Consider the following 12,464-nt stretch of genomic DNA (forward strand, 5'->3'; position numbering starts at 1 on the left):
GAAATGCCTCCTAGTAAATAATCTCTTCAGAGAAAGATTTCGCTACATAGAAAGAAATTCCTGTTAAATAAAGAAGAAAAAACTCCTTGTGTTAAAAGAAAAAATCGTTATATAGGGGACGGATTAACTAATAACAATAAGGTCTCTATTAGCCTGTGTAACTATTTCATGACCATCTTTTGTAATGACAATATCATCTTCAATTCTACAACCGCCCCAGCTAGGGATATAAATACCTGGCTCGACAGTAACAACCATGCCTTCTTGCAAAATAGCTTTACTTTCTTGTGATAATCGAAGAGGTTCATGAAGTTCTAATCCAAGACCATGGCCGGTAGAATGACCGAAGTATTCACCGTAGCCGTGATCTGTAATATGATTTCTTGTAACATCATCAATCGTTTTTGCGGAGATACCTGGTCTAATTGCTTCGGTTCCTCGTTTTAATGCTTCTAATACAATACTATATATCTTTTCAAATTCTTTGGAGTAACTTCCAATCGCGACAGTACGTGTTAAATCAGAGCAATATCCATTGTAGAGTGCACCGAAGTCTAACGTAACCATATCTCCATTTTCAATAATTTTATTTGTAGCAACTCCATGCGGGAGAGAAGACCGGACTCCGGAAGCTACAATAATGTTAAATGAGGAGGAAGAAGCACCTTGTTTTCGCATGAAAAATTCTAATTCATCTCGAACGTCAAATTCAGATACACCGGGTTTTAGAAAACTCGTAATATGCTGAAATGCCTGATCCGCAATGTTAGCTGCGATTTTAATTGTTTCAATTTCAGATTTCTCTTTAATGGTACGAATGGTTTCGATTAATTCGCATACTTGTACAATGTCGCTGCTCACATATTTTTTTAATGCCATGTATTGCTTTAAAGTTATGTCGTTTTCTTCGATTCCTAATTTTTGGATGTTTAATTTAGTTACTTGATTTGCAATCTCCTGTTCTATGTTTCCTTTATGCATAATGATTTCCGCTTGTTGTACCTGTGCTTTTGCTTGATCTACATAGCGAAAATCTGTAATAAATACAGCTTCAGTTGCGGATAGTAACACGACTCCAGCGCTACCTGTAAATCCAGTTGCATACTGGCGGTTTTCCTTTTTGGTAATAAGTAATCCGTCTATTCCGTATTGATGTAGCTGTTCTTGAATTTTTTTAATTCGTAAAATCATTTTGACTCCTCCTTTTCACGTGCTTATATAAAGCAAGAATTGTGCCAAAATTTTTAGGTGAAAGGCTGTGTTTTAAAAGAATATGTGGGACATAATCTGTTGGATAGGGAAAGTGATGTTTTAATTTGTAAGTTGTCAAAAAATATAGACAAATAAGAAGTTTATATGTCTATATTTTTTAACATAGGAATCTATGGTGTCTATTTTTTTTTATTGCTGAGAGAAGTGTATACGTAAAAAGAGGTAATCACGATATCCAATGAATTGTGATTACCTCTTTATTACGTTTTAAGCTTTTAATTTCATCACTGTATCAGCATCTGGCGTTACATACAATGTTTGTTGATTATCATATGTAACAAATCCAAGTTTGGCACCGCTCGGTTTTTTGACATGACGGATCTTTGTAAAATCGACCGGAACAGAACTAGACTCCTTTGCTTTACTGTAATAAGCAGCAAGTTTGGCAGCCTCTAATAAAGTTTCCTCAGCAGGTTCCACAGAGCGGATAACAACGTGAGATCCAGGTATGTCTTTCGTATGTAACCAAATTTCATCACGGCGTGCAAATTTGGTTGTTAAATAGTCGTTTTGCTTATTATTTTTGCCAACTAAAATTTCTGTTCCATCGCTAGCGATATATTTATCTAATACTGGCTTTGTCGGTTTTTTCTTTGCATTTTTCGCTTTACGGTTGCGTATATAACCTTCTTCAGCTAATTCTTCGCGAATTTCTTCAATATCTTTTGCAGAAGCAGCTTCCATTTGTTGAAGGAGGCTATCAAAGTAAAGGATTTCTTCATTCGTTTTTTCAATTTGTTCTTCCACAATTGCGACAGAATTTTTGGCTTTTTGGTACTTTTGAAAATAACGTTGTGCATTTTCTGACGGTGTTTTTAGTGGATCTAACGTGATTTTTACAGTTCCACCATTTTCATCATAGTAGTTAACAACTTCAATTTCGTTGTCACCTTTTTTTAATGCATACATGTTAGCTGTAAGGAGCTCACCGAATAATTGATATTTACCCGCTTTTCCAGCGTCCTGTAATGTTTTTTCTAGTTTAATTAATTTTTTTTCGTTCTTTGTTTTTTCATTGTGCATAAATCGTTCTAAATCGTGAGCTTGTTGTTTGACACGATCACGTTCTGCTTTTCCAAAGAAGAAACGATCCAATAATTCGCTAACGGATGGAAATGCTTTCTCATCACCTTTTAAGTGAGTGAGAGGGAAGAGATAAAAGAATTCTTTCCCATTCGCTGTTATCATCGTTGGTGTATATTGATGCACCTGCAGTGGTTTTTGTAATGAGAAAAATGCTGCTGATAATGCATTTTCATTTACTAAACCCGCTTTTTTTACAACTTCTTTTGCAAATAGTGGAGAAATCCCCATAAACGCTCCTACAAGTTGCTTATCCATATTTCCTGATAAAAAGTCTAGCGGTCTAATAAACCCAGCTTCTGTTTCAATCTGCAGTGGGTTGATTTTATGCTGCGCTGGTGGTGCAACATATTCTGCACCAGCATATACAGTACGATGGCGATTTACTGCCAAAGAAACATGTTTCAAGCTATCTAAAATAACATTTGTTTTTGCATCTACTAAAATGATGTTGCTGTGGCGCCCCATTATTTCAATTACTAATGTTTTTAATGATTCATCTCCAATTTCATTACGACTCCGGATCGTAATTTGAATAATACGCTCTAAATCGATTTGTTCAATATTTTCAATAAATCCACCTTCTAAATGTTTGCGAAGTAGCATACAAAACATTGGGGGGAGGGCGGGTGAATCATAACTTTGGTTGGTAAGATGCACACGTGCATATGTAGGATGTGCTGAAAGAATCAGTTTTTGATTTTTTCCGTTTGCTCGAATATGTAATAAAATTTCATATTTTGAGGGTTGATATATTTTTGAAATTCTTCCTGTTTGAAGAGAATTTGCAATTTCATGTGTAATCGCTCTTGTAAATAATCCATCGAATGCCATTATGAACACTCCTTTCTAACTAAAAGTTAATTATAGCATTTTTTTGGACGAGGCTGAATAAGCTTTCATTAGAGTATGTCTGCAATCAGGAGGTCGATAGCGAGATGAATTGGTATGAGATGCGTGCGCATGAAGTGGAGGAAAGAACGAATACGAATGTGAAAATAGGACTTTCAGAGCAAGAGGCAGAAGGACGATTAAAGAAGCTTGGTCCAAATGAGTTACAGGAAGCAAAAAGGCCTTCTGCACTCCTTGTATTTTTGGCGCAGTTTAAAGATTTTATGGTACTTGTTTTGTTTGGTGCGACAATCATTTCAGCTTTTTTAGGAGAGTATATTGATTCGATTGCAATTGTCGCAATTGTTATTATCAATGGTGTTCTTGGCTTTTTTCAAGAAAGAAAAGCAGAAAAATCATTGGAAGCTTTGAAAGAATTAGCTGCCCCGCAAGTAACGGTTTTACGAAATGGAAAATGGATGAAAATACCATCTAAAGCACTTGTCCTTGGGGATATCATTAAATTTTCTAGCGGCGACCGTATTGGTGCTGATATTCGTCTTGTTGAAGCATCGAGTTTATATATCGAGGAATCGGCTTTAACGGGAGAATCTGTACCTGTTCAAAAGAAAGTGGAAGCATTAGGCGGTCAAAATGTTGCGATTGGTGATCAAAAAAATATGGCATTTATGGGGACGATGATAACACGGGGTTCCGGGGCCGGAGTAGTAGTAGCTACAGGGATGAATACGGCTATGGGACAGATTGCAAATCTGTTGCAAAATGCAGAGCAGATGGAAACACCGCTGCAAAGAAGGCTGGAACAACTTGGAAAAATCTTAATCGTTGTCGCTCTTATTTTAACAGCACTTGTTGTATTAGCTGGTGTATATCAAGGTAATGAAGTGTACCATATGTTTTTAGCTGGTGTTTCGCTTGCGGTTGCGGCAATTCCAGAAGGGTTGCCAGCTATTGTTACAGTTGCTTTATCACTTGGTGTACAGCGTATGATTAAGAAGAGAGCGATTGTACGGAAATTGCCAGCTGTAGAAACGCTAGGGTGCGCTTCGGTTATCTGTTCAGATAAAACAGGAACGATGACGCAAAATAAAATGATGGTGACACATATGTGGTCAGGCGGTGAATTATGGAAGGTAACAGGTCAAGGGTATGAGCCAACTGGATCTTTTATGAAGGAGGAAAAGAATATTGATCCAGCAGCTACTAAATCGCTTTATCAATTATTAACATTTGGATGTCTATGTAATCATGCTAATATTATTAAAAAGAAAAAAACGTATGTGTTAGATGGAGATCCTACAGAAGGTGCACTCGTTGCAGCAGCAATGAAAGCGGGAATATCACGTGAAGCACTAAAGGGGAAATTTGAAATTATTCATGAATTTCCTTTTGATTCCACGCGTAAAATGATGAGTGTTATTGTTCGTGATCGCGATGGTAAAAAATTTGTTGTTACAAAAGGTGCACCAGATGTTTTGTTACAAATGAGCCAAACCATTTTATGGGGAAATAAACAGCAGCCTTTAAGTGAACTGTACCGAAAAGAAGTGCAGGCAGCTATCCATAGCCTTGGCAGTCAGGCACTCAGAACAATTGCAGTTGCGTTTAAGCCGTTAAAAGTAACAGATTCAATTGAACATGAACGAGAAGTAGAAAGAGATTTTATGCTTGTTGGAATCCAAGGAATGATAGATCCACCAAGACCAGAAGTGAAACAGGCTGTACAAGAGTGTAAAGAAGCAGGTATTAAAACGGTAATGATTACGGGAGATCATAAAGTAACGGCAATGGCTATCGCAGAGCAGTTAGGAATTTTGCCGCCGAATGGGCGCGTTGTAGAAGGTGTGGAATTAGCAAATATGTCTGTAGATGAACTAGAGGATATTGTAGAAGACACCTATGTATTTGCACGTGTATCCCCTGAACATAAATTAAAAATTGTAAAATCTCTTCAAAATAAAGATCATATTGTAGCGATGACAGGTGATGGAGTGAATGATGCTCCTGCTATTAAAACAGCCGATATTGGGATAGCGATGGGGATTACAGGGACGGATGTAGCCAAAGAAGCTTCCTCTCTTGTATTGTTAGATGATAACTTTGCTACGATTAAATCTGCAATTAAAGAGGGCCGAAATATATATGAAAATATTCGGAAATTCATTCGGTATTTATTAGCATCCAACGTCGGAGAGATTTTAGTTATGTTATTTGCAATGATGCTGGCACTACCACTTCCGATGGTTCCAATTCAAATTTTATGGGTAAATTTAGTAACGGATGGATTACCAGCAATGGCATTAGGATTAGATGCAGCTGAGGGAGATGTAATGAAAAGAAAGCCACGACATCCGAAAGAAGGGGTATTTGCTAGAGGACTTGCTTGGAAGATTGTAAGTCGAGGCTTTTTGATTGGTACAGTAACCTTACTTGCATTTATTATTGCGTATAATCAACATCCGAATGAATTGAAATATGCACAAACAGTAGCGTTTGCAACACTGGTGTTAGCACAGCTTATCCATGTATTCGACTGTCGTAGTGAACATTCTGTATTCCATCGCAATCCATTTGGTAACATGTATTTAGTTGGAGCGGTGATCATTTCCATATTGTTGATGCTTGTGGTGATTTATTATCCACCATTACAACCGATATTTAGTACACTACCGATTCAGGCGAGAGATTGGTTATTAATTGTAGGTTTATCCTCCATTCCAACATTCTTGTTAGTTGGTTCCTTACTGACAGGGAAAAAGGAGAAAAAGAAAAAGCCTTTGTTGTATAAGAAAGGGATAAACTTGAAATAGTCAATGATATGAAAATGTGATATAATTTACAAAAGGTAGTAGAGTTGCATCTCTATTACCTTTTTCATTGAGTTATTTCATGGCGTGGATGTGATAAAGATGATTTCTAGTATGACAGGATTTGGAAGATCGAAGGTAGAAAACGATGCTTTTCAAATTACAGTAGAAATGAAGTCAGTGAACCATCGTTTTTTAGAGATGAACATTCGACTTCCGAAACAAATGATGGTTTTTGAAGACAAAATTCGTAAGATCATCGCAGAACAAGTTCGCCGCGGACGTATTGAAGTGTCCGTTAGCATTACAGGGGAAGGACTTGTCGAAAGAAAATTAAGTGTAAATTGGTCGCTTCTCAAGCAGTATAAATCCATTATGGAAGACGTAAAAACAAAGTTTCAATTACAAGATTCCATTACACTTCAACAACTAATGGGAATGCCAGAAGTAACGGCAATTGAGGAAATGGAAAATGTAAATGAACAATTTGAACAAAGTTTATATGAGGCTGTTCGCCAGGCTGCTTGTATGTTAAAAACGATGAGAGATGGCGAAGGAGAACGATTACATAAAGATATAGCATATCGTTTACAAGAAATTCACAATTGTGTAAATGCGATTATCCCGCATGCTCCAATTGTAATTCAAAAATATCGTGAACGATTGGAAAATCGCTTGAAGGAATTACATAATCAGGATTTAGATGAACAACGATTGTTGACAGAAGTAGCAATGTTTGCAGAGCGTTGTGATATTCATGAAGAATTAGTTCGTTTGCAAAGTCATTTAGATCAATTTCATGAAGCACTTGAGATTACAGAGCCTGTTGGGAGAAAAATGGACTTCATCGTACAGGAGATGCATCGTGAAATTAATACGATTGGTTCTAAGGCAAACGACTTAACAATTTCAAAATATGTTGTAGAAATGAAAAATAACCTTGAAAAAATTCGTGAACAGGTACAAAATATTGAGTAGCTGTCAAAAAATATATAGAGTTATACGTGATGGAGAAATCGGATAGACTTACTAGGAGGCGCAAACTATGGCCATGCGGTTTTTAAACATTGGATACGGGAATATTGTATCTGCTCATCGAATTATTGCTATTGTAAGTCCGGAGTCAGCTCCTATCAAACGAACGGTACAGGAAGCGCGTGAACATAATGCGTTACTTGATGCTACGTATGGGAGAAAAACAAGGGCGGTTATTGTTATGGATGATGGGCATGTTGTATTAAGTCCAATTCAGCCAGAGACGATTGCACATCGTTTGAATAATAAAGAAGATTTAAGTGAGGAAGGGTAGGTTTTACATATTTATGAGAAGTAGAAGAGGGTTGCTCATCGTTCTTTCAGGACCTTCTGGCGTTGGAAAAGGGACAGTTCGAAAAGAGTTGTTCAGCCATGAAGATACAAAATTTCAATACTCTATTTCAGTGACAACACGTAAGCCGCGTGAAGGCGAAGTGGACGGTGTGGATTATTTCTTTAAAGAGAGAGAAGAGTTTGAAGAAATGATTCGTAACGAAAAGCTACTTGAGTGGGCGGAGTTCGTTGGAAACTACTATGGAACACCAATTGACTATGTTGAAAAGACATTGCAAGAAGGAAAAGATGTGTTCTTAGAAATTGAAGTGCAAGGAGCAATTCAAGTGAAGAAAGCTTTCCCAGAGGGTGTATTTATCTTCCTAGCTCCTCCAAGCCTATCAGAATTAAAGAACCGAATCGTAGGTCGTGGTACAGAGACTGAAGAGGTTATTGAAAATCGTTTAACTGTGGCGAAAGAAGAAATCGAGATGATGGACGCTTATGACTATGTTGTAGAAAACGATAAAGTAGAAATGGCTTGTGAACGCATTAAAGCAATTGTGGTTGGTGAACATTGCCGCCGCGAAAGAGTAGCAAAATATTATAAGGAAATGACGGAGGGTATATAATATGTTAAATCCATCAATTGACTCATTACTAAAAAAAATCGATTCTAAATATACATTGGTAACGGTAGCGGCAAAACGTGCTCGTGAAATGCAACTTGCTAACAATTGTGTTATTGAAAATCCTGTTTCTCATAAATGTGTGGGTAAAGCATTGGAAGAAATTGATACAGAAGCATTAAGCTATGTACCAAGCGAAGAGAAAATATCTGAGTAAGACGTTCTTTTCGACAAAAGAAAACATAGACTTTATAATTTTCTATGTAACGGTAACAACCTATTTACAAGTAGGTTGTTATTTTTTTACGATAGAGCTAAAAAGAAATAAGATAAAGATTTAATGAAATGCTGGCACTGACGAGCTGGAATCATTCCATTTCAGCAAAACAAGTTTGAAAAAGAAAGAGGACGAGTCATATGCTAAAAGGGAAAAAGATACTTCTATGTGTAACAGGAGGCATTGCTGTTTTTAAAGCGGCTGCGTTAACAAGTAAGTTGACACAAGCGGGGGCACTTGTAAAGGTAATGATGAGTGAATCGGCGATGAAGTTTGTTACACCTCTTACATTTCAAGCGCTTTCTCGCCATGATGTATACACAGATACGTTTGATGAAAAAGATTCGGCAGTTATCGCTCATATTGATTTAGCAGATTGGGCAGATGTTGTACTTGTTGCTCCGGCTACAGCGAATTGTATTGGAAAGTTAGCAAATGGTATTGCTGATGATATAATTTCAACGACATTGTTAGCTACTACAGCACCAGTATGGATTGCACCTGCTATGAATGTGCATATGTATGAAAATAAAATTGTTCAAAAGAATATGATGACATTAAAAACATTAGGATATACATTTATTGAGCCTGGAGAAGGCTTTTTAGCATGTGGGTATGTTGCAAAAGGGCGACTGGAAGAACCGGAAACGATCATTGCTAGACTAGAAGAGGCTTTTTCAGAAAAAAAACCATTACTAGGAAAAAAGATATTAGTAACAGCGGGACCAACTCGTGAAAAGATTGATCCAGTTCGTTTTATGACAAATTTCTCTTCTGGGAAAATGGGGTATGCTCTAGCAGAAGTTGCAGCGAATTTAGGGGCGGATGTAATACTTGTTTCAGGACCAACAGCATTAACGCCGCCTATAAATGTAACAACTGTACAAGTACAATCTGCACAAGATATGTTAGAAGCTGTTCTTCAGCAATATGCTTCTATAGATGTTGTTATTAAAACAGCTGCTGTCGCAGATTATCGCCCAAAAATTGTATATGATCATAAAATGAAAAAGAAAATTGGAGATGCAGTGATTGAACTAGAGAGAACGACTGATATTTTGAAAACATTAGGTGAGAAAAAAGAACATCAGTTGCTTGTAGGTTTTGCTGCTGAAACAACAAACGTAGAAGAATATGCAACGAAAAAATTACGTGAAAAAAATGCCGATATGATTGTTGCGAATGATGTGAAAGCGCAAGGGGCAGGATTTGGTACGGATACAAATATTGTAACAATGTATAGAAAAGATGGAGAAGTGATTGAGTTACCACTTTTAGCAAAGAAAGAAGTAGCTCGTGAAATATTAATGCAAATCGAAGCGATGTTAGAAGAGGATCGTGTATGAAATTTGCAAGTGTGATTGTTGATGTACCAGCACGTCAAACTGATAGACCATTTGATTATATCATTCCTAAAAAATGGGAAGATATCGTACAAACGGGTATGCGTGTCGTCGTTCCATTTGGTCCACGAAAATTACAGGGATTTATTATTGAAATAAAAGATTCGGTAGATGTGGAAAGTAAGAAATTAAAAGCATTGCATGAAATATTGGATGTCACGCCAGTTTTAAATGAGGAACTATTGAAACTTGGTTTTTGGCTGACAAATGAAACGCTATGTTATACGATTTCCGCTTTTCAAGTTATGCTTCCAACCGCGATAAAAGCGACTTATAAAAAGCGGCTACAACTTCTTAAACCAGAAGAGGCAGCGCCGGAAATCTGTAATTTATTTCAAGGGAAAGAAGCAGTAGATTGGGAAGAGATTGCCACGCATCCACATCTATATCGTATGGTCCAAAAAGAAATCACAAATGGTACGATTGAAGTTATCTATAAAGTAAAGGATAAAGTACAAAAGAAGAAGCAAAGAGTGATTCAGCCCGAGTTACCAGAGGGAAAATTAGAGGCAGCAGCATTTGAGCTGAAAAGCAAAAAACAGCAAGATGTACTATATTACTTTGTGGAAAATTATCATAGCGTGCCATCAAAAACATTAACAGAAGAATTGCAAATGACAGATGCGCCGATAAAGTCTCTTGTCAAAAAAGGCTTGCTTTCGGAGAAATATGTGGAAGTATATCGTAATCCGTATGACGATGAAGATTTTGAACAGACAAAACCATTCCCGCTTACGGATGAACAAAACCAAGTGATTACACCAATTTTGTCATCGATTGCAAACGAAACTTACAATCCATTTTTGCTATATGGTGTTACAGGAAGTGGTAAAACAGAAGTGTATTTACAATCTATTGCCGCGGTATTAAAAAAAGGGAAAGAAGCGATTGTGCTTGTTCCTGAAATTGCATTAACACCGCAAATGGTAGATCGTTTTAAAGGGCGATTTGGTTCGCAAGTTGCCGTTCTTCATAGTGCGCTTTCTGTTGGGGAAAAATACGATGAATGGCGGAAGATTTTGCGAAAAGAAGTAAAAGTTGTAGTTGGCGCACGTTCTGCCATTTTTGCCCCTTTTGAAAATTTAGGAATTATTATTATTGATGAAGAACATGAATCCAGTTATAAACAAGAAGATAATCCAAGATACCATGCCAGGGATGTTGCAGTTTGGAGAGGACAATATCATAATTGTCCAATTGTACTTGGTAGTGCCACACCAACGCTTGAATCATTTGCTAGAGCGAAGAAAGGTGTCTATGAGTTATTGACGATGCAGAAGCGTATGAATGAACAAGCGTTGCCGACAGTAGAAATTGTTGATATGCGTGAGGAGCTTCGCGAGGGAAATCGTTCGATGTTTTCTACATTACTTCATGAGAAAATAGCGGATCGGTTAGAGAAGAAAGAGCAAATGGTTCTCTTTTTAAACCGAAGAGGTCATTCTACATTTGTTATGTGCCGCGATTGTGGTTATGTGGTGCAATGCCCGCATTGTGATATATCACTGACCTATCACAAAATGAATCATCGTTTGAAATGCCATTATTGTGGTTATGAGGAGAATATGCCAACTGCTTGTCCTGCTTGTAATAGTTTGTATATTCGTTTCTTTGGTACAGGGACGCAAAAGGTGGAAGAAGAAATTACGAAGTTATTTCCTGAGGCTCGAGTTATCCGAATGGATGTTGACACGACAAGTCGTAAAGGAATGCACGAAAAGTTATTAAAAGCGTTCGGTGAGGAGAAGGCAGATATCTTACTGGGTACACAAATGATTGCCAAAGGACTCGATTTTCCAAAAGTTACGCTTGTTGGTGTCTTAACAGCTGATACGATGCTTCATTTACCAGATTTTCGAGCAAGTGAAAAAACATATCAGTTATTGACGCAAGTGAGTGGAAGAGCAGGACGACATGAATTACCAGGAGAAGTGGTTATTCAAACGTATACACCAGAACACTATAGTGTAGAGTTAGCAAAAAATCAGCAGTATGATGTATTTTTTGAACACGAAATGCAGATGAGGAAAATGAGGCAATATCCACCGTACTACTACGTTGCGCTTGTAACTGTATCACATCCGGAATTATTAAAAGCAGTGCAAGTAACGGAGAAAATTGTTGGGTATTTACGAACACATTGTTCAAAGCAATCAATGGTGTTAGGGCCAGTTGCTTCAGCAATTCCAAGGATAAAAGATAGATATCGTTACCAATGCGTGATAAAATACAAACGGGAACCAAACTTAAAGTACGTGCTCAAAATGGTAAATGAACATTATCAAGCAGAAATGCAAAAAGAGCTACAAATCTCAATTGATTTTAATCCAACAATGTTAATGTAGCGGAGGGAATTATGACAGTTTTAGAAATTGTAAAGCATCCAAATGAAGTGTTAGAAGCTCCATGTGAACGGGTAATTCACTTTGATAAAAAGTTAGTAAAGTTGTTAAAAGATATGTACGAAACAATGTTAGTTGCAGATGGTGTTGGTTTAGCTGCGCCGCAAGTCGGTGTGAGTTTGCAAGTAGCAGTTGTTGATATCGGTGATGATACTGGTAAGATTGAACTCATTAACCCAGTTATTTTAGAAAAACGTGGTGAACAAGTAGGTCCCGAAGGCTGCTTAAGCTTTCCGGGACTTTATGGTGAAGTGGAGCGTGCGGAGTATATCAAAGTACGCGCGCAAAACCGCCGTGGTAAAATATTTTTATTAGAAGCGGATGATTTTTTAGCACGTGCAATTCAACATGAAATCGATCATTTACACGGTGTACTATTTACATCCAAAGTGACGAGATATTATGAGGAAAATGAATTAGAAGAGATGTAA

10 protein-coding genes are annotated in these 12,464 nt (G+C 37.3%); 8 read left to right on the forward strand and 2 right to left on the reverse strand.

Annotation, left to right across the window (positions count from 1 at the left end; genetic code table 11):
* Nucleotides 1–123 precede the first annotated feature (123 nt).
* The gene (locus tag V7183_RS06310) at nt 124–1,191 is read right to left on the reverse strand and encodes a M24 family metallopeptidase (protein ID WP_335358997.1); all 1,068 of its coding nucleotides are present in this window, start codon (nt 1,189–1,191) and stop codon (nt 124–126) included.
* Nucleotides 1,192–1,479: 288 nt separating this feature from the next.
* A complete protein-coding gene (locus V7183_RS06315; protein ID WP_335358998.1) occupies nt 1,480–3,189 on the reverse strand; it encodes an Rqc2 family fibronectin-binding protein in 1,710 nt (569 codons plus the stop codon).
* Nucleotides 3,190–3,293: 104 nt separating this feature from the next.
* Here V7183_RS06315 and V7183_RS06320 point away from each other — a divergent pair, with 104 nt between their 5' ends.
* The 8 genes from V7183_RS06320 to def all read left to right on the forward strand — a co-directional run bounded on the left by V7183_RS06320 (nt 3,294) and on the right by def (nt 12,464).
* A complete protein-coding gene (locus V7183_RS06320; RefSeq protein WP_097895141.1) occupies nt 3,294–6,017 on the forward strand; it encodes a calcium-translocating P-type ATPase, SERCA-type in 2,724 nt (907 codons plus the stop codon).
* A 99-nt stretch (nt 6,018–6,116) separates the two neighbouring features.
* Nucleotides 6,117–6,992 (forward strand): YicC/YloC family endoribonuclease, encoded by an 876-nt coding sequence (locus V7183_RS06325; protein WP_097895143.1) that lies wholly within the window; start codon nt 6,117–6,119, stop codon nt 6,990–6,992.
* A gap of 67 nt (nt 6,993–7,059) precedes the next feature.
* The gene (gene remA, locus V7183_RS06330) at nt 7,060–7,323 is read left to right on the forward strand and encodes an extracellular matrix/biofilm regulator RemA (RefSeq protein WP_001251456.1); all 264 of its coding nucleotides are present in this window, start codon (nt 7,060–7,062) and stop codon (nt 7,321–7,323) included.
* 13 nt (nt 7,324–7,336) lie between these two features.
* Nucleotides 7,337–7,954 carry a guanylate kinase gene (gene gmk / locus V7183_RS06335; protein WP_097895145.1) on the forward strand — a complete coding sequence of 206 codons (618 nt, stop codon included), beginning with the start codon at nt 7,337–7,339 and terminating at the stop codon, nt 7,952–7,954.
* 1 nt (nt 7,955) lies between these two features.
* Nucleotides 7,956–8,168 (forward strand): DNA-directed RNA polymerase subunit omega, encoded by a 213-nt coding sequence (gene rpoZ, locus V7183_RS06340; RefSeq protein WP_097895147.1) that lies wholly within the window; start codon nt 7,956–7,958, stop codon nt 8,166–8,168.
* Between the two features lie 200 nt (nt 8,169–8,368).
* Nucleotides 8,369–9,574 (forward strand): bifunctional phosphopantothenoylcysteine decarboxylase/phosphopantothenate--cysteine ligase CoaBC, encoded by a 1,206-nt coding sequence (coaBC, locus tag V7183_RS06345; RefSeq protein ID WP_335358999.1) that lies wholly within the window; start codon nt 8,369–8,371, stop codon nt 9,572–9,574.
* Nucleotides 9,571–11,976 carry a primosomal protein N' gene (priA, locus tag V7183_RS06350; protein ID WP_335359000.1) on the forward strand — a complete coding sequence of 802 codons (2,406 nt, stop codon included), beginning with the start codon at nt 9,571–9,573 and terminating at the stop codon, nt 11,974–11,976. The genes coaBC and priA overlap by 4 nt, the downstream gene beginning before the upstream one ends.
* An 11-nt stretch (nt 11,977–11,987) precedes the next feature.
* Nucleotides 11,988–12,464 (forward strand): peptide deformylase, encoded by a 477-nt coding sequence (gene def, locus V7183_RS06355; protein WP_097895153.1) that lies wholly within the window; start codon nt 11,988–11,990, stop codon nt 12,462–12,464.

This window comes from Bacillus sp. JJ1127, from assembly GCF_036965845.1.
In the GTDB taxonomy this organism is placed as follows: domain Bacteria; phylum Bacillota; class Bacilli; order Bacillales; family Bacillaceae_G; genus Bacillus_A.

Excerpts from the sequence above, each read along its gene's own strand:
- gmk (WP_097895145.1), top strand. The coding sequence starts at position 7,337 with ATGAGAAGTAGAAGAGGGTTGCTCATCGTTCTTTCAGGACCTTCTGGC.
- priA (WP_335359000.1), top strand. The coding sequence starts at position 9,571 with ATGAAATTTGCAAGTGTGATTGTTGATGTACCAGCACGTCAAACTGAT.
- V7183_RS06325 (WP_097895143.1), top strand. The coding sequence starts at position 6,117 with ATGATTTCTAGTATGACAGGATTTGGAAGATCGAAGGTAGAAAACGAT.
- V7183_RS06320 (WP_097895141.1), top strand. The coding sequence starts at position 3,294 with ATGAATTGGTATGAGATGCGTGCGCATGAAGTGGAGGAAAGAACGAAT.
- rpoZ (WP_097895147.1), top strand. The coding sequence starts at position 7,956 with ATGTTAAATCCATCAATTGACTCATTACTAAAAAAAATCGATTCTAAA.
- V7183_RS06310 (WP_335358997.1), bottom strand. The coding sequence starts at position 1,191 with ATGATTTTACGAATTAAAAAAATTCAAGAACAGCTACATCAATACGGA.
- def (WP_097895153.1), top strand. The coding sequence starts at position 11,988 with ATGACAGTTTTAGAAATTGTAAAGCATCCAAATGAAGTGTTAGAAGCT.
- V7183_RS06315 (WP_335358998.1), bottom strand. The coding sequence starts at position 3,189 with ATGGCATTCGATGGATTATTTACAAGAGCGATTACACATGAAATTGCA.
- remA (WP_001251456.1), top strand. The coding sequence starts at position 7,060 with ATGGCCATGCGGTTTTTAAACATTGGATACGGGAATATTGTATCTGCT.
- coaBC (WP_335358999.1), top strand. The coding sequence starts at position 8,369 with ATGCTAAAAGGGAAAAAGATACTTCTATGTGTAACAGGAGGCATTGCT.